Here is an 18,423-nt window from a genome sequence, read left to right on the forward strand (position 1 = left end):
GCTTGAGGACGGCGCGGTCATCGGCATGGCCGGGTTCGCCAGTGGTGCCCAGGTTGAACAGCAGGACACAGCTCATTGCGTCTTGGTCGATGAAGCCGCGCGCGCCTGGTTCTGCGCGTTCCACCACATAGGTGCTGAAGTCTGCCAGCGAATGGGTGCTGTAGGTGCCACGGAAGCGGCTACGGCCGGACTGAAACTTCTCCAAGTCGATGACTTTCGAGCTTTCCGGAAGCACCACGGTAGGGACCAATGTTTCCAGCTTCTTGCCGTTGGCTTCCAGCGCCGTATCGGTGATCAGCTGAATTGCATCTTTGGTGAGTGACATCGCTTATTTCCTTGGATTGCGGAGGGAGGGTGAGCGGGGTGAATCAGGTGCGTTTGGGAATTGGTGCGTCATCGCGACTGAACAGTTGGTCATGCTTTTCCGCGAAGAGGGTCACGCGGCCACCGGTCCCCACGTGCATTGGCGTATCGAGGCTGGTGTTTTCGCTGCGGGTGCCGCGTTTGGTTGGCACCTTGTAGTCGAGCTTGTGCTTGATCTTCACCTGGTGCGATTCGCCGATCTGGCTGAAATCCAGAGTGATCACCAGCTTCCCCGCCTTGCCATGGTCAACGACCCCCGCGGCTACTTCGGAGATGGCGTGACCGATTTGGCTGGCGAAGGCGCCGCCGTTGAGTTCTTCAAGAAACTCGGCTGTATCTGTTGCTGTGGACATGGCTGTTTCTCCGGGGTGGCCAAGAGGCCGCTGGGTGGTAGGCTGAATTGCGATTGGCGAAGGCGTTGGCGCACCTGGTTGCTTAAGCGCCTCATGGGATGTTGGCGAACTTGAAGCCGTTCTCCTGGGCGATCAGCGTCACGCGCTTGATGTGCATGCCCAGGTTCTTCGCTGCCACGCTGGCCACGACACCCTTGGCTGCTTCGGCGCGTACGGCCGGTGCAAGCTTGTCGCGTTCTTTGCGCAGGCGTTCGTGGTGTGCCGTGGTGCCGTTGTAGGGACCGTCCACACCAACGCCGTTCGGTATGACCTGGGCTTTCTTGCCAGAGCCGAAGAACGCTTCCAGCTGCTGGTTCAGGTTGTCGATAATCGAGTGCCGTGGATCCGGCATTGGCTCGCCGATCATTGCGCACCGACCGAGAGCGTTACCTTCACGCCGTCTGCACGAGACTCCAGGGCCTGGGCGAAGTTACTGGCCTCTTTCCATGTCCAGCGGAAGCCCTTCACCTTGTCGGTGGCGAGCTCCACGATGTGGTAAGCATTGCCGGCGGTGCGGATCTGAAAGCGAATCTTCTGCACGGGTTGCTCCTTGCCGATGATGGCGTAGAAGTCTTCGGTGGCGATGCGGGAGCGAACGTGCAGGGCCGCAACCCCGTCTACGCGCTGTTGAATTGATGCGTGCATGGTGGATACCTCAGTGGGTTGCGTTTATTCGTCAGCACCCTGACCGCCTGGTATGTGCCGTTGGGCCCAGGGGAGGGTGCTGGCGGGTAAAGGCAAGTCGTAAAAAAGCCCAGTCGAAACCGGGCTTTCAGTGCGCTTCGTAGACCTCCCTACGTCACGCGGTCGACGCTGTAGCGTCTAGGGTTCGTTGTGGTTCACATGGCTGCCAATCCTCCGTGCTGAGTGGGTTGAATGCAGGTGGCCAGCGTCTGCTGGGTTGGCGTCCGCATCCCAAAGCCCACTCAAAGAATGGGCAGAGGCGATGCTTATTCGGCCTGCAGCGCTTCGATTGCCTGGCGGTAGTCGGCAGCGTTGGAACGGTTGGTGGCGGCACTTTCGTGTTCGCCTTCGCGCTCCTGGATGGCTGCGTTGTTTTCGCAGTTGGATGCGTGGGTGTCGAGCTGGGAGATTGCTGTTGCGTGCTTCATGGTGGGTGCCTCTGGTGGATGAATTAGGCGAGCAACACGGGTTGTTCGGCCCGGCGCACCATCCGCACCTGGGCGGTACGGCGTTCCGGTACTCGGCGGTCACGACGCATAGAGTCGTCACCGATCATTGCGTGCATGGCGATCAGGCTGGCCAGCACAAAGCACATCGGCGAGATGATCTGCCGGCGCATGGCTTCGGCGACCGCCGCTGTCTGGCGGGTCACGCCGAGCTTGAACATGGCGCAGGAAAGACGCTTGGCCACGGTGCAGGCCGCCACGTCGAACTGGCGTGCGATCTCTTTTGCTGTCTTGCCCTGGGCGGTGCCCAGCAGGTACTGAACTTCCTTTGGCGCAAGGCCGCGTCCGAGATGACCCTTCCATGCGCCGCTGACGATTGTTGCTTCCATCAATGTGACTCCCGGTTGGTTTCCTGTCTGGCCCTGTCGCCAAGGCCAGCCAGTGAAATCTTCCGTTCTGCTTAAAGAACTTGGTCCAGTCGGTCCCGTTATCCGGGGCTGGGAGATCACTTCGCTGATCCCGTGCTATCTGGCGGCTTCACCAGTCGTTTGATAACCTAAGTTATGGATCAGATAATAACTCAGGTTTGCTTTCTGTCAATAACCTAAGTTATTAAATTTATCCCAGGCGAAAAAAAACCTGCTCAGCGGCAGGTTTTTTTCAGGAGTGAATTTTATCGGAACACAGACTTGGCAAGCTTCCCATCAATGACGGTTCCTACAATCTCCCACGTATCATCCATCGGGGTTGTGGGAAATGATGGGTTCAGCGGCTTCAGATAATATCTTCCGGAATCGCGAATGAATTGCTTAAAGGTTGCCTCATCGGTGTCGATCATGCGAGCTACAACGTATTGCCCGTTCTCAGGCTCGATGTCCGGCGCCACGAGGATGACCATTCCCTCCTGAAATATTGGGGTCATCGAAGGGCCGACCACCCTCAGCCAAAATCCATTCTCACCTGCCCAGGCCTCTGATGAGTGCCTTTCGCAGTCCGCCAGATTCAGTTCCTGCACAGACTCCTTAGCAGCTCCCGCTTGCACCCAGCTTAACTCTGGATATTCGAATGATCTCCGCGGCTGAGGGGCTAGCCCGACATTTGATTCAAATTGATCGTCGGCCGTTTTTGAAGGTGAAGCGCCGCTCATCAGCCACTCTGCGGACACACGAAGTGCTCTCGCGATTTCTACAAGCTTCTTGGATGTCTGATTCCTCCCGCTCTCCAGGTGCTGAATCGTCACCTGGCTCACTCCTGCAATGTCAGCCAACTGCTGTTGGCTTAACTCTCGTTTCAATCGCGTGGTGAGTACCCGGTCTTTAAGCGTTTCGGTTCTGTTTTCCATGTGAGCGAGATTAAAACATGTGTTATCGCTCATCAAATAACATGTGTTGGTCATATCCATAACTTAGGTTATCATTCCTTCCACGACCCATTGAGGCAGCTGACATGCCAAACAAAGAAAGGCCAATCGACGAGGTGGTGAGACTAGCTGGTGGACAGGCTGAGCTTGCACGCCGGTGTAGCACCAGCCAGCCACGTATTTGGCAGTGCGTTCACCGCAATAAACGCATCCCTGCCGACCTCGTTATTCCGTTCGAGCGAGCGGTGGGCGGGAAGGTCACTCGCTTTGAGCTGAGGCCCGACCTTTATCCAAATGAAGAACTCGCTGGCTGAGGTAATTCTCCGGAATTCGAGGCCGCCCAGATAGAGATTCTGGATCAGCTGTTAATTCATACAGTGCATAGGAAGGGAATAGAGATGGCAGAGGAGAAAACCTTGATCAAAACGGACGTGCAGAGCCGTGCTGAGTTTTACGCGGCAATGCTCTGCCATGGCGTCCTCGATTCGCGGAGATTCAAATGATTTCCTCCGGAGTCCTGATCGCTTGTGCCGTCTTCGGCGCAGGTGCGTTTGGCTTTTTCGTAGGGTTTTTCACTTCCAGCGCGAAGGCACCTCGAGCTGAAGTTTTCCCGCTGACACATGTGTCTTTCGACTCCGGAATGTCCAGGCTGGAAAAACTTCGATTTCTCGATATGGCTGCTGAATTGGTGCGGAAGGGTGCCTTAGGCCAGACCGACAAGCTTGGTGATAACGCCACCAGCAATGACAAGGAATAGCCAAATGAATGCCTTCTTGATGCTTGGTCCGCGCTTTTCCCAGAACGCTCTCAGCGGAGGGCTGTTGAAACCAAGCATCCCGAAGTCACCGCCATCGTACGTGTACACGCTCTTGTCCCAATGCTTGACCTTCCAGCGCGCCCAGAGCGCTTTGATCTTTTTCATGTCCGGTCTCCGTGACCTTTTCGTGTGGAAGCAAAAAGCTACCACGGATGCGCCGGACACCCATAACGCCTGAATCGCAGGCACAAAAAAGCCGGGCTGCAACCCGGCTCTTTCAACAACTTGTAAAACACAGTGGGGCCATTATGAACACACTTGTTGCTCCAAGCAATACCGTCACCATGTCGAGCCGGGAGATCGCTGATCTCACTGGCAAGCAGCACAAGGACGTCATTCGTGATATCCGCGTGATGCGTGATGCCCTTCAGAAAGATGGCGCAACTTTGCTCCATCTTCAGGAAGAGAAGGATGGTCGCGGCTACACCGCCGAGTTCCTACTCGACCGCATCCTCACCGAAACGCTACTGACCGGCTACAGCATTCCGCTCCGTCATCGTGTCGTGACACGTCTTGGCGAACTTGAAAGCGTGTCGCGACACGTAGTTATTCCTCAAACCCTCCCAGACGCGCTGCGTCTCGCGGCTGACCTGGCCGAAAAGAACGGTGAGCTTCAGCGACTCGTTTCAGTCCAGGCGCCAAAGGTGGCGGCTATCAAGCGTTTGGCTGCCGCCGGTGGAGCTATCTGCATCACTGACGCGGCCAAACAGCTTGGCATTGCACCGTCTCGGCTCTTTGCATGGCTCGAACAGAATCGTTGGATCTTCCGCCGCCATGGATGCAAGCGCTGGGTTGCATACCAGCCACGTATCACTTCCGGACATATGACCCATAAGGTCACTGCATTGAAGCCTGATCCAGAGACCGGTCTAGAGCGTGCCGCCTTCGATCCAATGATCACCCCCAAGGGGCTTACACGCCTCGCTGAACTTCTGCAGGAGGCCGCGTAATGGCCGGCGACTGGATCAAATTCGAACTCACCACCTTGGACAAGCCCGAGGTTTGCCAGATCGCGGACTTGGCTGACATCGACCCGGATGCCGTCGTCGGAAAACTGATGCGCGTATGGGGCTGGTTCGACCAACAAACAGAAAACGGTAACGCTCCAAGCGTTAGCAAAAAGTTACTTGATCGTCTGGTTGGCGTTATCGGTTTCTGCGAGCACATGAAATCGGTGGCCTGGATGATCGAGGTGGACGGTGTTATCAGCCTTCCTCATTTCGACCGTCACAACGGCAAGACCGCTAAAAACAGGCTTCTCACGGCAAAGCGTGTGGCTAACCACAAGGCAAGTAACGCAAAAGGTAACGGTTCAAACGTTAGCGGTGCGTTACCTAAAGAAGAGAAGAGAAGAGAAGATCAAAACCCTATCTCTGCGCAGGAGCCTGTCGACCCTCGAATGCCAAGCGAGATGACGCTCGATTGGGTGCCGGACGAAAAATTACTGACCACCTACGCATTCCACCGCGGCTTGGCACTCGATCTGTTCACCGAAGAGGTGCGCATCGCGTTCACTGCTCACTACGAACCTCAACACCAAGTAAACACCCAGGCCGAATGGGTGAGCATGTTGGTCAAGTGGGTGAACAACGACAAGGTCCGCGCTGCAGCGAACAACGTCACGCCCATTCGGCAGAAGACCGTACCAGCCTCCGACTTCGACGATGACAGCACTGACTGGCAGAACGGGGTGCAATCATGATGAAGCAAGTATCCGCCGTAACCCAGGGCCTTTGGGCCAACCCCAAGGCAGGCGAATTTATCTCGGCAGACGAAAGCGCTTCGCCCCAGGACGAAGGCCGCCGCCAAATGGCCTCCGCGATCAACGACCTATTCACTGAGCTTCGCCTGATCCGCTCAGCCTGGCGCCAGGCATGGCCCGATAAGGAGACCTACCGGGCTGCGAAGGTCCAGTGGATGCAGGCGTTCCTCGACGAAGGCATTCGCACTCAGGGGCAGATCGAGTTCGGCATGATCAAGGCTCGTAAGCAGGTTTCCGATTTCATCCCTAGCCCTGGTCAGTTCATCGAGTGGTGCAAGCCTTCGCCCGAAATGCTCGGACTGCCATCGCTTGCGGACGCTCATCGCGAAGCTGTCCGAAATGCTCACCCGAGCATGGCCGGCCAGGGGAAGTGGTCGCACGACGCGGTATGGCACACGGCCAAAGAGTGCGGGTTTGAGAGCCTGAACAAGCTCGACACTGCGCTCAGCCTCAAGTTATTCGAGCGTAACTACACGATAACAACTCGCCGTCTGCTTGATGGATTGCCGCTTCAGCCAATGCCCAAGGCGTTGCCGGCAAAGGTTGATGGGCGAATCACCCCAGAAGTGGGGAGGGGGGCACTGGCCGAGCTCCGCGCCAAGCTTGCGGGTGGCTCCCAATGAGCAAGCTCACCCAGGCCGCGCGTGATCGTGACTGCCAGGTTCGGTTCCCTGGCTGTTCTTGCGAGCCGTCCACCACAGTCCTGGCGCACTACCGCCTGGCCGGTACTTGCGGCATGGGCATGAAACCCAACGACTTCCAGGCGGCCTGGGCCTGTGGCTACTGCCACGACATTGCCGACGGACGCCTGCGTGCGCCCGGGGAGCTGACCAAATACGAGGTCCGCCTGTTCCTCGCCGAAGGCGTCATGCGCACCCAAGACATCCTGATCAGTGAAGGGAAGGTAAAACTTTGAAGCCATTCATTGCAAAGCCAGTGCGCGCCAAGTCCATCGACCGTGAGGGCCTGGAGCAGGCCGCGTTGCTCAAGGAGGTCGCGCTGCGTTACCCAGTCGCCGCCAAGCTGATTTTTCACGTCCCGAACGGTGGCCACCGGCACAAGCTGGTGGCGATCAAGCTGAAAGAGCAGGGCGTGAAGGCGGGTGTTCCCGACCTGATACTGCCAATGGCCCGCGGCGGGTACTTCGGTCTGTACATCGAATTTAAGGCCACGGCGCCGCATGACGCCGCCGTTTCCCCGGCCCAGGACGCATACCTTCAGGCGCTGACCGATCAGGGTTACCTGGCCATCGTCTGCCGCGGGCACTTCGACGCCATTGAGGCAATCCGGGCCTACCTACTCCAACCACAAACGAGGGCTGCCGCATGAGCCATAACTTCAAGCCGGGCGATTTGGCGCTGACACTAGTTTTTGACGCTGACATCCCACAAGGAAGCCAGGTAGAAATCGTTGGGCGCCTCGAGAAGGGCCAGACGCTGACGATGAAAGGCTACCCTTTTGTTTTGCCGACCTTAGGTTGGCTTGTTACCCATCCGCTGATCGCTCCCCTGAATACAGCTTACGGCACTGCCGAGTTAATGCCCTTGGATGGCGGCGCATCCATAGAGCAGCAGAAGTCCAGAGGGTTATCGGCGTGAAGACTTCAGCGGTGAAGATCACCGATGCTGAGATCAAGCGCCAGGCCGCCGGCGCCGCGCGGGATCTGCGGGACACAGACAACCGCGGCCTTTACCTGCGCTTCACCAAGGCCCGTGACCGCGCGTCCTGGTACTTGGTCAAAAAGCGCGAGTGGAACCTGATCGGTTGGTACCCCGACCTCAGCACCAAGCAGGTTGTCGCGGCACTCCCGGCCATTCGCCTGCGCCTGGAAGCGGGCGAGGGCTCCAGTCTTTCGAAGTGGGGCACAGTCGGTGAGTTGCTGGCCTGGTACGCCGAGCGCATGGCCCGTGATCGCAACCTGTCGAGCAAGCGCAAGAAAACCGGCGCCTCGGCTGTCAAGTGCCACCTGATTCCGCGACTGGGTGACCTCCCCCTTAATGGAGTCGACAAGGCCACACTGGACAGCCAGTTGATGTGGCCATTGCAGGAGACGCTGTCCATCGACTACGTGCGCCTGGTGTTCCAGCTCCTGGCCCTGGCCTTTCGCCAGGCATTCAAACTGGGCCTCATCGCCTCCAATCCCATGGCCGGCATCAAGTTCAGCGACTTCTCCAAGGCCAAGGTAGGGATCAAGCCGTCCCGGCTGCGTGGCGTCCAGTTACCTGAAGTGCTCAAGCAACTGGCTGGCGTGTTCGTCTCAGCTCCGCGTGATGCAATGCTGGCCCTACTGATGCTGTGCCACGGCACCCGGATCGGTGAAAGCCGGTTGACCCAGTGGCCGCACGTTAGCCTGGCCGAGCGCGAGTGGTTCATCCCTGGCGACCACACCAAGACCGGCGTCGAGCATCACCTGCCGCTGACCGAGCAGATGTGCGAAATCCTGAAGCGTTACCGCGAATGGCAGTACGCCAATGGCTACGACGGGCAGTACGTATTCCCGGCCCGCAACGGCAAGCCACTGGGCGAGGGCCAGGCCAGTGCCGTGTTCACGCGCCTGGGACGTGGTGAGTGGACCAGCCACGACCTGCGCAAGGTGGCCCGCACCGGTTGGGCAGATATCGGCATCGACCACTTGATCGGTGAGCTGCTGATTAACCATGCCATGGGTCACAACGTGAAGGTGTACATCCAATCCGACGTGATGGGGCGCAAGCGCGATGCCTTGGAGAAGTGGCACGCGCATCTAGACCAGCGTGGCTTTGCCCTGATTCACGGGTTGACCGGCGTTAGAACGGGAGATTCCGGTGATTCGCTGGAAGCCACGGAAAACAAGGGCTGCAAGGCCATTCAAGAATCAACCATAGGCGAGGTTTAAAAACGATGAAAAAGCAGCATGGCCCCGCCTTTCGCCGGGAATTGAAGTTCATCGTTGAGTGCTCCGTTTGCCGAGGCACTGGCATTTACACGGGTGTCTTTCATCAAATGACCTGCGAGAACTGCCATGCCTCTGGCTGGGTTTGCGGGAGAACGCTTAAAGCGCTGCCGCTCATCGATGTTGTGCAGGTGCTTAACACCAGACTGCGTGAGGCGCTGGACGAGATTGCCAAGGCGAACCGCGCTGCTGGTGGTGCGCACCAGCAGTACGAACAGAACAACCGTCGCGGCGCCGGCGGCACTAACTTCACAGGGGACTGACATGCCGATCGTATTGACTGACCGCGAAGCGTTTATCGCTGGCCTTCTTGCCGGCGTGTGGAACGAGTACCTAAAGCTCCCAACCGAACATCCGATGGAGCGCGATGAGTTTTGCAGGGCGATCCACGCGTGCCAGGACATGGTCTTGGCGCGCCCAGGTCGCCGCTTTATCAACAGACAAGCAGGGGATTGAGCCATGGCCTTCACACCGACATTTAAAGAGCGTACCGCCGAGGATCTGCTTGAGCACTGGGGCCGCTGGGTCGTGCTGGGTTCTGGCGTGTCCTGCTGCGCATCCCGAGAGAACACCATCCTGTCGCCGATGATCACTGACGACGACGCTCTGATGATTGATGGTCTGATGGGGCGGCTGCTTAAGCGTTACCCGGAATGCGGCCAGGTGTTGATGAAGTACTACACTAGGCTCGACAGCTCCTTAATGGAGGTTGGCAAGAAGATGGGCTTCGGAGAAGAGAAGACGCGGCAGCTCTGGAAGGCGGGTGTTGCGTGGATTGATGGAGCTTTAGATATTCGTCGCCAGGCTGCTTGACAGGACCGGGGACGATATATAGATTTAAGTTACTTTGCGGTTTTTCCGCGAGCAAAGCCCGACCCTAGAGTTGGGCTTTTTGCTTTCTGGAGATGATCAAAGCCCGGCGGCAACGTGCAGGGGTAACAGTCAGCGTGGGGACTGGAGGGAAACGCCACGACAGAGGCCTGACAGGGTCTCCATCTCCGCCCATATCGAGCCTCGGCATTTGCCGGGGCTTTTTCGTTTTCGGCTCCACCACATCCATCGCGCTGAGCTGGGAGTGCTGTTGGGGCCGATCTATTCACTCCCCTAAAGGGAGGAACCTGAGATGTCGAACATGCCAGACAAACCAGATACCTGGCTCATCGTGCTTGCATGGCTGAGTCAGCATTCGCCGACTCTATATGCCGCAGGCTTATCTGCATTGATGGCTGGTATCAGGATCATCTACGGCGGCGGGACCCGGCGCCAGGCTCTGCTCGAGGCCGCAATCTGCACCTTGATCACGATCGGACTGATCCCGGTCCTTGAGTACTTCGGGCTGCCGCAGAACCTTGCGACGGCGGCCGGTGTGTTTATCGGATTCTTGGGTGTTAAGAAGCTGGCCGACTTTGCTGATCGGGTTGCGGAGTTCAAGTTTCCCAGTCGCAAGTCTGAGTGATGGCTTGCAGTGGATGCGCCGCCCGGCGCGAATGGTTCAACAAGATGAAGAGGCTGGCCTATGAGCGAGCAAGCGAACTGCTTACAGGCCGAGATGCTGGCCGAGATGAAGAAACAGACCGCGCTGCTGGAGCGGATGGAGACGCACCAAGCGCTACTGATCCAGGCGCTGGCAGAGGATCAAGCCGAGCAAGACCCTGATGCCCGCCCGTTGACGTACATGGATGGCACCCCGTGCCGCTGAGACCGCAGAAGCCGTGCAACGCCCAGGGCTGCAATACGCTGACCCGCAACCCTCGGTACTGTGATGATCACGCTCACCTACTCAAGAGCTCGACCTGGGCCAAGCCTCGAGAGAGCAGCACCAAGCGCCACTACAACTATAAGTGGCAGCAGGCTCGGGCAGGCTGGCTGGCCAAGCATCCGCTATGCAGGTGCTGCGAGCAGGTAGGCAAGGTGGTCGCGGCGACGGATGTTGACCACATCATCCCGCACAAAGGTGACATGACCCTGTTCTGGGATCGTGACAACTGGCAGAGCCTGTGTGGTCCGTGCCACTCCAGCAAAACTGCCTCCGAGGATGGTGGTTTCGGAAATTCACGGCGCTGAAAACAGAAAATCGACCGAAAATCAGTGGAAAGCGATCAAATGAGAACGATTCTCGCAGAAAGGGAGGGGGAGGGTCGAAAGTCTGGGCCTTTTCGCTTCTAGACCGCGCCCTCAATCGTTTTTTCACACCCGCGAAATTAAAAATTCAGGAGTTGCGCGATGGGAGGCACCGCCACGGTCGCCGGCCGTGGTCGCAAACCCAAGCCAACGGCCAAGAAAGCACTCGCCGGAAACCCTGGCAAGCGTGCGCTGAATACAGCCGAGCCGCAGTTTTCCAAGATCACCCAGATCGACCCGCCGGAGTGGTTCAGCCCGCGGGCCGCCACCATGTGGAACATGATTGTCCCGGAGCTGTTGCGGGAGAACGTGGTGGCGATCACGGACTTGCACAACGTCGAGGCCTTCTGTAGCGCATACGACAACTGGCGCCTTGCGCAGGAATCGATCCAGTTGCATGGCATCGTCGTCGCCGGTGCCACTGGTGGGCCTATGAAGAACCCCGCACTTACCGCCGCGAACGAAACGATGCGCCAGATGGTGACGTTCGGTTCGATGCTGGGCCTAGACCCGGCCAGTCGCACACGACTGATCGGCGGCAACAAGGAGAAAGAAACCAACGAATTTGCCAACTTGCTGAGAACCTGATGACCAAATCTGCCCACCCCAATGTCGATAAGGCAATGGCGTGGGGTCGGTCATTGCTCCGCGGCAAGGTCCCGGCATGCCGTTATATCCACCAGGCAGTGCAGCGCCACTTCGATGATCTTGCGGCGAGCCGCAAACGCGCGTTCCGTTTCAAGTTCGACCCAGCCAAGGCAGAAAAAAAGCTCAAGCTGATGCAGCTGCTCCCGCACACCAAGGGCGAGTGGGCATTCAAGCGTCAGCTGATTACGCTGGAGCCTTGGCAACTTTTCGGCCTGGCCGTGACATTCGGCTGGGTCAAGAAGAAGGGCGGGCACCGCCGGTTCCGTGAAAGCTACTGGGAAGTGCCCCGGAAGAACGGAAAATCGGTTGTCGCCGGCGGCGTAGGCATCAGTATGTTCGTCGCCGATGGCGAGTTCGGCGCCGAGGTGTATGCCGGTGCGACCACAGAGAAGCAAGCGTGGGAGGTTTTCCGGCCCGCCAAGCTGATGGTCAGCAAGTCGCCGATGCTGATTCAGGCCGCCGGCATCGAGGTGAACGCCTCGAACATGAACATTCCGTCCGACTTCAGCCGCTTCGAACCCTTGATCGGCAACCCCGGCGACGGCGCGTCGCCAAGCTGCGCCATCGTCGACGAATACCACGAGCACCCAACGTCAGCCCAGTACGACACCATGCTCACCGGCATGGGCGCGCGGCGTCAGCCTTTGATGTTCATCATCACCACTGCCGGCGCTGACATTGAAGGCCCCTGCTACGACAAACGCCGCCAGGTCGTCGAGATGCTGGCCGGTACCGTGCCGGACGAGGAGTTGTTCGGCTGGATTTGGACGCTCGACGAGGGCGACGACTGGACCGATCCGAAGATGCTGGCCAAGGCCAACCCGAACCACGGCGTGTCAGTGTTTCAGGAATACCTGGAGAGTCAGCAGGCCAGGGCCATTCGCTCTGCGCGCTTTGCCAACACCTTCAAGACGAAGCACCTCAACCTCTGGGTGAGCGCCAAGTCCGGCTTCTACAACATGGAAAGCTGGAAGGCCTGCGAAGACACCTCTCTCACCCTTGAACAATTCGAGGGGCAGGAGTGGATTGCCGGCTTCGACTTGGCGCGCAAGCTCGATATGAACTCGAGGGCCAGGTTGTTCTGGCGCGTCATTGATGGGAAGAACCACTACTACAGCATTGCGCCGAAGTTCTGGGTTCCCTATGACACAGCCTTCAACACTGACAACAAACGTATGGCTGAGCGCTTCCAGGCCTGGATTCACTCCAAGCATCTGGATGTGACTGACGGTGCCGAGGTCGACTACCGCGAGATCCTTGAGGACACCAAGGAGGCGAATCACCACGCCCCAGTGCGTGAATGCCCAATTGACCCGCACGGGGCTACGGGCTTAAGCCACGACCTGGATGACCAGGGGTTCAACCCGGTCACGATCACGCAGAACTACACCAACATGTCGGACCCGATGAAAGAACTGGAGGCCGCTATTGAGGCGGGCCGGTTTCATCATGACGGTAATCCGATCATGACCTGGTGTATCGGCAACGTTATCGGCAAGAACTTGCCCGGCAACGATGACGTCGTGCGCCCTATTAAACAGGGCGATGACAACAAGATCGACGGCGCTGTGGCGCTGATCATGACGATAGGCCGCATCCTGGCGAACGCTGAGGTGCAAGGTTCTGTCGACGACTTCCTCTCCAGACCGATGAGCATGTAATGGCAGATACCGACTACAGCATCGACTTGCGCACGCGCAGTCCCTTCTGGGCGCGTATGGCGAGCTTCTTTGTCGGCGGCCGCCTGGTTACACCTGAAAAAGGTTCGCAGACAGGCCCAGTATCAGCCCAGGGTGTAGTGGGTGATTCGGTCGTAAACGATGAGCGTTCGCTCCAGATATCCACGGTGTTCGCATGTGTAAGGCTGATATCCAGCGTTACCGCGTGCATGCCCTTGGATGTATTTGAAACGACGGGTGATGACCGCAGGAAGGCGGATCTTAATAATCCCCTGGCGCGGTTGCTGCGGTATAGCCCCAACTCTTTCATGACCGCCTTTGATTTCCGCGTGTCGATGACAATGCAGCTCTGTTATTACGGCAACGCTTACGCACTGATCGAGCGCAATAGCACCGGGGATGTGATCAGTCTTGTCCCGCTTCTTTCAGCCAACATGGACGTCAGGCTTGAAGGCCGCAAGGTTGTGTATCGATATCGCCGCGACAATGAGTACGCGGACTTCAAACAATCAGAAATCTTCCACCTCAAGGGGTTTGGCTTCAATGGTCTCGTAGGGCTTTCCCCGATCGCGTTTGCGGCTAAGAGCGCAGGTGTGGCGGTGGCCATGGAGGATCAGCAGCGAGACTTCTACGCGAACGGGGCGAAGTCTCCGCAGTTGCTGATGACCGGTGATGGCAAGGTTCTCAATAAAGAACAGCGCGCCCAGGTTGAAGAGAACTTCAAGGAGATATCCGGCGGTCCGGTGAAAAAGCGGTTGTGGATCCTTGAGGGCGGCTTTACCACCCAGGCTATTGGTGTGAGTCCGCAGGACGCTGAAACGATGGCTGCGCGGAAATTTCAGGTTAGCGAGCTGGCCCGATTCTTTGGTGTGCCTCCCCACCTGGTGGGCGATGTTGAAAAGTCCACCAGTTGGGGCTCCGGTATCGAGCAACAGAACCTCGGTTTCCTACAGTACGCGCTTGATCCCTACTTGGAGATCTGGGAGTGCAGCATCCTGCGCTGGCTGGTAAAGCCGTCTGATCTTGGTCGGGTTCATGCTGAGCACAACCGCGACGGACTTCTCAGTGGTGACTCTACCGCCAGGGCGAACTACATGAAAACGCTGGTTGATACCGGCTTGCTGACGATCAACGAAGGCAGGCGAGTCAACAACCGGCCACCCGTTGCCGGTGGCGATGTCGCCACCAGGCAGTCGCAGAACGTACCGCTTACCCAACTTGGTCAAACAAGCCCCGCACCCAGCGGGGTTTAGTTTTTCTGGAGCTGCCAAATGTCAAACATCCAAAAGACCCTGGCGTTCGCTGAGGCTGAGATCAAATTCGATTCCGGCGGAAGGGCCGGGGTTTTCGAGGGATATGCCAGCGTTTTCGATGTGATCGATTCGGATGGAGACATCATCCTTCCAGGCGCCTTTAAAAAAGCCTTAAGCACGCAGAGCCGGCAGGTTGGGATGTTCTTCAACCATCAAACCTACGGTTTGCCCGTGGGTAAATGGCAGTCGCTTGAAGAGGACAGCAAAGGCTTGATCGTTCGCGGCGAGCTCACGCCAGGCCTCTCTGTTTCTAACGATCTTCGCGCCGCGATGGAACACAAGACTGTCGAGGGCATGTCTGTCGGATTCACCGTCATGAAAGACGATTTCGACATGATCGCCACCGGCCGCGCGTTCAAGAGCGTGGCGGCACTTCGCGAGATCAGCATTTGCACGTTCCCAGCCAATGAACTGGCAACAATCGAGTCCATGAAATCCATGGAGTCGATCACAACTATTCGCGACGTTGAGCACTGGCTGAGGGATTCGGTCGGTCTGTCGAAGTCGCAAGCTCTGGGCCTCGTGGCCCGGATTAAGTCCGCAGTTCGGAGCGATTCCGAAGGTGGCGAAATCACCGCGATCCTGGATCGCCTCAAGTCCTTCCCATCTGTAGGAAAATAAACCATGTCCGAATTGGCCCAGATCCAAAAGGCTATTGAAGAATCGCAAAAGAACATGACTGAATTGTTCGATGCGCAGAAAAAAGAAATCACCGAGACCGGTGCGGTCAGTAAAAAGCTGCAGTCCGATCTCCAAACCGTCCAGGAAGAGCTGACCAAATCCGGCACTCGCCTGTTCGACCTGGAGCAAAAGCTTGCCGCCGGTAACCTGGACAATCCGGAAACGAAGAAGTCCTTCGCAGAACAAACGGCAATCGATCTTCAAAAGTCGTGGGATGGCAAGTCCTCGGGCAAGGTCGACGTCAAGAGCTTCAACAAGCAGCTCGGCAGTACGGCAGGTTCCGCCGGCGCATTGATCGAGCCACAGCGTAATGCGGGCATTTTGATGCCAGGCCTGCGCCGCCTCACGATTCGGGACCTGCTCGCCCAGGGCCGTATCAGCTCGAACTCGCTGGAATATGTTCGCGAGAACATCTTTACCAACAGCGCTGCACCGGTCGCCGAGGGCACGCTGAAGCCCGAGTCCAACCTGACGTTCACCAAGGAAACGGCGAACGTCAAAACCATCGCTCACTGGATTCAGGCCTCGCGCCAGGTCATGGACGATGCTCCGATGCTCGAGTCGTACGTGAACAACCGACTGCTGTTCGGCCTGGCCCTGGTTGAGGAGGGGCAGTTGCTGAACGGTGACGGTACCGGCGACAACCTGACCGGGCTGAACAAGGTTGCCACGGCCTACGACGCAGCGCTGAACGTGACCGGTGACACCCGTGCTGACAAGATTGCCCACGCGATCTTCCAGACCAGTGAGTCTGAGTTTGAAGCCTCCGGCATCATCCTCAACCCGCGCGACTGGCACGCAATCGCGCTGCTGAAAGACGCTGATGGTCGCTACATCTTCGGTGGACCAGCTGCGTTCGCTGCCAAGGTCATGTGGGGCCTGCCGGTGGTTGCCACTAAAGCCCAAGCCCTGGGCACGTTCACCGTCGGCGGCTTTGATCTGGCATCCCAGGTCTGGGACCGCATGGACGCAACCGTCGAAGTCAGCCGCGAAGATCGCGACAACTTCGTCAAGAACATGCTGACCATCCTCTGTGAAGAGCGCCTGGCCCTGGCTCACTACCGGCCAACCGCGATCATCACCGGTCCTTTCGCAACCGCACCATAACCGAGGCCGGGGCAGGTAACTGCCCCGATTGCGTCATGATCAAGATTCGCGCGTTGCGCCAGTTTTCGCACTACCACGCCGGTAACTTCAGCCAGTTCGAGGTTCGTGAAGTAAAGGACGAATATGCCGAGGCTTTGATCGGATTGGACTTGGCAGAAGAGGTTGAGGCCGATCCAATCCTGGAGCCAGAGCCAGAGCCAGAGCCAGAGCCAGAGCCAGAGCCAGAGCCAGAGCCAGAGCCAGAGCCAGAGCCAGAGCCAGAGCCAGAGCCAGAGCCAGAGCCAGAGCCAGAAGCCACCACCGAGACTACCAAGAAGGCAGGCGGTAAAAAATGAGCATCCCCGTCACCGATCTGCTGCCGATCGCCTTGATGCGAAAGCATCTGCGCGTCGACCATGAAGACGATGACGACCTGATCGAGCTCTACGCCGAATCGGCACTGGCTTGGGCGCTGTGGTATTGCGACAACCCGGCACTCAAGTTGGTGGCTGACTTCCCTGCGTCCTTCAAAGCAGCGCTTTTGCTGCTGCTAGGGCACTCGTATGCGACTCGTGAAGCGGTTGTGATCGGCACCATTACCGCCGAGCTTCCCCTGGCTGTCGATTCGCTTCTTTGGGCTTCCAGGAACTGGCGCGGTGTGGCTGATCCCGAGGTGATCCCATGAGGGCCGGCGACCTGCGGCACCGTATTCAATTTCAGAAGCTGGTTCCGGGCGTCGATCCTGAAACCCAAGAGCCCATAGCAGGCGAGTGGGTCGATGTTGCAAAGGTCTATGCCTCTATCGAGCCTTTGAGTGGTAGGGAATTCATCGCTGCCCAGGCGGTTCAGTCTGAGGTCCTGGGGCGCATCGTGATTCGCCGCCGTACCGACATCAAGGCGCAGATGCGTGGGGTTTACCGGGGTCGGATCTACAACATCCAAGGTGTCCTGCCCGACCCAAAGTCCGGCTTGGACTACCTGACGCTACCCTATTCCGAGGGAGTGAATGATGGCTGACGACATCCAGTTCAGCCTTATCGGTGTCGACGGCCTGCTTGGAAAGCTGGCTACGGTGAATGATGAGGTCAAGCGCAAGACCGGCCGCACCGCGCTTCGGCGCGCTGCCGAGATGGTCGCCAACAACTTCAAAGAGGGCGCCCGGCGATGGGATGATCCGGACACTGGGCGATCCATTTCCGACAACATTGTGCTGCGGTGGAATGGCCGGCTGTTTCGCCGCACTGGCGACCTGGGCTTTCGAGTTGGCGTGCTGCACGGCGCGGTGCTGGTCAAGAATGGCAGCACTGAGAAAAGCGCGCCGACACCGCATTGGCGTCTGCTTGAGTTTGGTACCGAGCATATCGCTGCTGACCCGGTGGCACGCCCGGCCCTGGAAGACCATATCGGCGAAGTAACCAATGAATTCGCCACTCAGTTCGAGAAAGGCCTCGACCGGGCAATTCGTCGTGACCAGAAGTCCAGGAGCAGCTGATGTTCGCACCAATAAACGCCGTGTGCGCCCTGGATGCTGGCGTGATCGCAGTACTTGGATCAGCACCTCAGCGGCTCTACCCGTTCGGTGATGCGCCGCAGGATGGGCAAAAGCCTTATGCGGTCTGGCAGACCATCGGCGGTGATCCGGAGAACTACCTGGCGGGGCGCCCAGACATCGACGGCTACACGCTGCAGGTCGATGTGTACGCCACGACCGGTAAGGACGCGCGGGCTGTGGCCAAGGCCATCAGAGACGCCATCGAGCTGAAGGCCCACATCATCCGCTGGGGTGGTGAGAGCCGCGACCCTGCAACAAAGAATTACCGGTACAGCTTCGACGTGAGTTGGTTCGTGCCCCGCTGAACGGCAGCGGGGCAGCTACTCAGAGCTTTTTGTACATGTCTTCAAAGTCCTTCATTGCATTCATCAGGTTGTCGAACTGCTCTTTCTGGAGATCACCTTTTGACTTGGTGGCTGGGAGTCGAAGTAGCTTACGGAGCATCAGTTTCAAACGTTTCATAGATTCTTCCTCGAGTGTGCCGAATTGGCCAATGCATCCTAATGCATAAAAAACACGCGTTATTCGAGGGGTTTGCATCCTCATTGCCCGCCGAGTGCGGGCGTTTTTTTGCCCGACATTTGGAG

33 protein-coding genes are annotated in these 18,423 nt (G+C 57.9%); 24 read left to right on the forward strand and 9 right to left on the reverse strand.

Translation table 11 applies throughout. The features are described 5' to 3' along the window. The 7 genes from MF6394_RS14060 to MF6394_RS14085 all read right to left on the reverse strand — a co-directional run. Window positions 1–325, reverse strand: a 325-nt coding sequence (locus tag MF6394_RS14060) for a DUF2303 family protein (RefSeq protein ID WP_153046011.1), incomplete at its 3' end; no start/stop codon positions are given. Between the two features lie 43 nt (window positions 326–368). Next, entirely contained in the window at window positions 369–716 is a 348-nt protein-coding gene (locus MF6394_RS14065; protein WP_028619156.1) for a hypothetical protein, read from the reverse strand. 91 nt (window positions 717–807) lie between these two features. Further along, on the reverse strand, window positions 808–1,107 hold the full coding sequence (locus tag MF6394_RS14070) for a hypothetical protein (RefSeq protein ID WP_238597288.1): 300 nt from the start codon (window positions 1,105–1,107) through the stop codon (window positions 808–810). A gap of 11 nt (window positions 1,108–1,118) precedes the next feature. After that, window positions 1,119–1,400 carry a hypothetical protein gene (locus MF6394_RS14075; protein ID WP_078466876.1) on the reverse strand — a complete coding sequence of 94 codons (282 nt, stop codon included), beginning with the start codon at window positions 1,398–1,400 and terminating at the stop codon, window positions 1,119–1,121. A 305-nt stretch (window positions 1,401–1,705) separates the two neighbouring features. Beyond that, window positions 1,706–1,867 carry a hypothetical protein gene (locus MF6394_RS34145; protein ID WP_158245735.1) on the reverse strand — a complete coding sequence of 54 codons (162 nt, stop codon included), beginning with the start codon at window positions 1,865–1,867 and terminating at the stop codon, window positions 1,706–1,708. Window positions 1,868–1,890: 23 nt separating this feature from the next. Further along, window positions 1,891–2,274 (reverse strand): LuxR C-terminal-related transcriptional regulator, encoded by a 384-nt coding sequence (locus MF6394_RS14080; protein WP_032903581.1) that lies wholly within the window; start codon window positions 2,272–2,274, stop codon window positions 1,891–1,893. A gap of 284 nt (window positions 2,275–2,558) precedes the next feature. Next, window positions 2,559–3,287: a LexA family protein gene (locus MF6394_RS14085; protein WP_238597289.1), complete on the reverse strand. Its 729-nt coding sequence runs from the start codon at window positions 3,285–3,287 to the stop codon at window positions 2,559–2,561. Window positions 3,288–3,331: 44 nt separating this feature from the next. Between MF6394_RS14085 and MF6394_RS14090 the strand changes: the two genes are divergently transcribed. After that, on the forward strand, window positions 3,332–3,559 hold the full coding sequence (locus MF6394_RS14090; protein WP_078466877.1) for a transcriptional regulator: 228 nt from the start codon (window positions 3,332–3,334) through the stop codon (window positions 3,557–3,559). 389 nt (window positions 3,560–3,948) lie between these two features. Here MF6394_RS14090 and MF6394_RS34225 read toward each other — a convergent pair whose 3' ends face one another. Further along, window positions 3,949–4,167, reverse strand: coding sequence for a hypothetical protein (locus MF6394_RS34225; RefSeq protein WP_162552014.1), 219 nt, complete (start codon window positions 4,165–4,167; stop codon window positions 3,949–3,951). Window positions 4,168–4,310: 143 nt separating this feature from the next. Here MF6394_RS34225 and MF6394_RS14105 point away from each other — a divergent pair, with 143 nt between their 5' ends. The 23 genes from MF6394_RS14105 to MF6394_RS14215 all read left to right on the forward strand — a co-directional run bounded on the left by MF6394_RS14105 (window position 4,311) and on the right by MF6394_RS14215 (window position 18,141). Next, window positions 4,311–5,012: a phage antirepressor KilAC domain-containing protein gene (locus tag MF6394_RS14105; RefSeq protein ID WP_078466880.1), complete on the forward strand. Its 702-nt coding sequence runs from the start codon at window positions 4,311–4,313 to the stop codon at window positions 5,010–5,012. Continuing rightward, entirely contained in the window at window positions 5,012–5,764 is a 753-nt protein-coding gene (locus tag MF6394_RS14110) for a DnaT-like ssDNA-binding domain-containing protein (RefSeq protein ID WP_078466881.1), read from the forward strand. Before MF6394_RS14105 ends, MF6394_RS14110 begins: the two co-directional genes overlap by 1 nt. Continuing rightward, window positions 5,761–6,447 (forward strand): replication protein P, encoded by a 687-nt coding sequence (locus MF6394_RS14115; protein WP_238597290.1) that lies wholly within the window; start codon window positions 5,761–5,763, stop codon window positions 6,445–6,447. The genes MF6394_RS14110 and MF6394_RS14115 overlap by 4 nt, the downstream gene beginning before the upstream one ends. Further along, window positions 6,444–6,740 (forward strand): DUF1364 domain-containing protein, encoded by a 297-nt coding sequence (locus MF6394_RS14120; RefSeq protein ID WP_078466882.1) that lies wholly within the window; start codon window positions 6,444–6,446, stop codon window positions 6,738–6,740. The genes MF6394_RS14115 and MF6394_RS14120 overlap by 4 nt, the downstream gene beginning before the upstream one ends. Further along, entirely contained in the window at window positions 6,737–7,153 is a 417-nt protein-coding gene (locus tag MF6394_RS14125) for a VRR-NUC domain-containing protein (RefSeq protein WP_078466883.1), read from the forward strand. The genes MF6394_RS14120 and MF6394_RS14125 overlap by 4 nt, the downstream gene beginning before the upstream one ends. Next, window positions 7,150–7,422 carry a hypothetical protein gene (locus MF6394_RS14130; protein ID WP_078466884.1) on the forward strand — a complete coding sequence of 91 codons (273 nt, stop codon included), beginning with the start codon at window positions 7,150–7,152 and terminating at the stop codon, window positions 7,420–7,422. The genes MF6394_RS14125 and MF6394_RS14130 overlap by 4 nt, the downstream gene beginning before the upstream one ends. Then, window positions 7,419–8,699 carry a tyrosine-type recombinase/integrase gene (locus tag MF6394_RS14135; protein ID WP_078466885.1) on the forward strand — a complete coding sequence of 427 codons (1,281 nt, stop codon included), beginning with the start codon at window positions 7,419–7,421 and terminating at the stop codon, window positions 8,697–8,699. The genes MF6394_RS14130 and MF6394_RS14135 overlap by 4 nt, the downstream gene beginning before the upstream one ends. Before the next feature lie 5 nt (window positions 8,700–8,704). Then, entirely contained in the window at window positions 8,705–9,019 is a 315-nt protein-coding gene (locus MF6394_RS14140) for a hypothetical protein (RefSeq protein WP_078466886.1), read from the forward strand. A 1-nt stretch (window position 9,020) separates the two neighbouring features. Continuing rightward, on the forward strand, window positions 9,021–9,212 hold the full coding sequence (locus tag MF6394_RS14145) for a hypothetical protein (protein WP_078466887.1): 192 nt from the start codon (window positions 9,021–9,023) through the stop codon (window positions 9,210–9,212). 3 nt (window positions 9,213–9,215) lie between these two features. Next, the gene (locus MF6394_RS14150; protein ID WP_078466888.1) at window positions 9,216–9,569 is read left to right on the forward strand and encodes an antiterminator Q family protein; all 354 of its coding nucleotides are present in this window, start codon (window positions 9,216–9,218) and stop codon (window positions 9,567–9,569) included. Window positions 9,570–9,879: 310 nt separating this feature from the next. Further along, window positions 9,880–10,212, forward strand: a complete 333-nt coding sequence (locus MF6394_RS14155) for a phage holin, lambda family (protein ID WP_032903643.1) — start codon at window positions 9,880–9,882, stop codon at window positions 10,210–10,212. Between the two features lie 60 nt (window positions 10,213–10,272). Further along, window positions 10,273–10,455 (forward strand): hypothetical protein, encoded by a 183-nt coding sequence (locus MF6394_RS14160; protein ID WP_078466889.1) that lies wholly within the window; start codon window positions 10,273–10,275, stop codon window positions 10,453–10,455. After that, window positions 10,446–10,820: an HNH endonuclease signature motif containing protein gene (locus MF6394_RS14165; protein WP_078466890.1), complete on the forward strand. Its 375-nt coding sequence runs from the start codon at window positions 10,446–10,448 to the stop codon at window positions 10,818–10,820. Before MF6394_RS14160 ends, MF6394_RS14165 begins: the two co-directional genes overlap by 10 nt. Before the next feature lie 159 nt (window positions 10,821–10,979). Next, window positions 10,980–11,465 carry a phage terminase small subunit P27 family gene (locus MF6394_RS14170; protein WP_078466891.1) on the forward strand — a complete coding sequence of 162 codons (486 nt, stop codon included), beginning with the start codon at window positions 10,980–10,982 and terminating at the stop codon, window positions 11,463–11,465. After that, entirely contained in the window at window positions 11,465–13,186 is a 1,722-nt protein-coding gene (locus MF6394_RS14175) for a terminase large subunit (RefSeq protein WP_078466892.1), read from the forward strand. The genes MF6394_RS14170 and MF6394_RS14175 overlap by 1 nt, the downstream gene beginning before the upstream one ends. Further along, a complete protein-coding gene (locus MF6394_RS14180; protein ID WP_078466893.1) occupies window positions 13,186–14,457 on the forward strand; it encodes a phage portal protein in 1,272 nt (423 codons plus the stop codon). Before MF6394_RS14175 ends, MF6394_RS14180 begins: the two co-directional genes overlap by 1 nt. Window positions 14,458–14,475: 18 nt before the next feature. Continuing rightward, window positions 14,476–15,138: an HK97 family phage prohead protease gene (locus MF6394_RS14185; protein ID WP_078466894.1), complete on the forward strand. Its 663-nt coding sequence runs from the start codon at window positions 14,476–14,478 to the stop codon at window positions 15,136–15,138. A gap of 3 nt (window positions 15,139–15,141) precedes the next feature. Beyond that, a complete protein-coding gene (locus tag MF6394_RS14190; protein WP_078466895.1) occupies window positions 15,142–16,305 on the forward strand; it encodes a phage major capsid protein in 1,164 nt (387 codons plus the stop codon). 35 nt (window positions 16,306–16,340) lie between these two features. Then, the gene (locus tag MF6394_RS34295; RefSeq protein ID WP_102047786.1) at window positions 16,341–16,640 is read left to right on the forward strand and encodes a hypothetical protein; all 300 of its coding nucleotides are present in this window, start codon (window positions 16,341–16,343) and stop codon (window positions 16,638–16,640) included. Next, window positions 16,637–16,969, forward strand: a complete 333-nt coding sequence (locus MF6394_RS14200; RefSeq protein WP_078466896.1) for a head-tail connector protein — start codon at window positions 16,637–16,639, stop codon at window positions 16,967–16,969. Before MF6394_RS34295 ends, MF6394_RS14200 begins: the two co-directional genes overlap by 4 nt. Further along, window positions 16,966–17,301 carry a phage head closure protein gene (locus MF6394_RS14205; protein WP_078466897.1) on the forward strand — a complete coding sequence of 112 codons (336 nt, stop codon included), beginning with the start codon at window positions 16,966–16,968 and terminating at the stop codon, window positions 17,299–17,301. Before MF6394_RS14200 ends, MF6394_RS14205 begins: the two co-directional genes overlap by 4 nt. Continuing rightward, window positions 17,294–17,776 carry an HK97-gp10 family putative phage morphogenesis protein gene (locus MF6394_RS14210; RefSeq protein WP_078466898.1) on the forward strand — a complete coding sequence of 161 codons (483 nt, stop codon included), beginning with the start codon at window positions 17,294–17,296 and terminating at the stop codon, window positions 17,774–17,776. Before MF6394_RS14205 ends, MF6394_RS14210 begins: the two co-directional genes overlap by 8 nt. Next, complete coding sequence (locus tag MF6394_RS14215) at window positions 17,776–18,141, forward strand: DUF3168 domain-containing protein (RefSeq protein WP_078466899.1); 366 nt, start codon at window positions 17,776–17,778, stop codon at window positions 18,139–18,141. The genes MF6394_RS14210 and MF6394_RS14215 overlap by 1 nt, the downstream gene beginning before the upstream one ends. 19 nt (window positions 18,142–18,160) lie before the next feature. Here the strand turns inward: MF6394_RS14215 and MF6394_RS34150 are convergent, their stop codons facing one another. Continuing rightward, complete coding sequence (locus MF6394_RS34150; protein ID WP_158245734.1) at window positions 18,161–18,298, reverse strand: hypothetical protein; 138 nt, start codon at window positions 18,296–18,298, stop codon at window positions 18,161–18,163. Between the last annotated feature and the right edge of the window lie 125 nt (window positions 18,299–18,423).

The organism is Pseudomonas sp. MF6394, assembly GCF_002018845.1.
GTDB lineage: Bacteria > Pseudomonadota > Gammaproteobacteria > Pseudomonadales > Pseudomonadaceae > Aquipseudomonas > Aquipseudomonas lactis.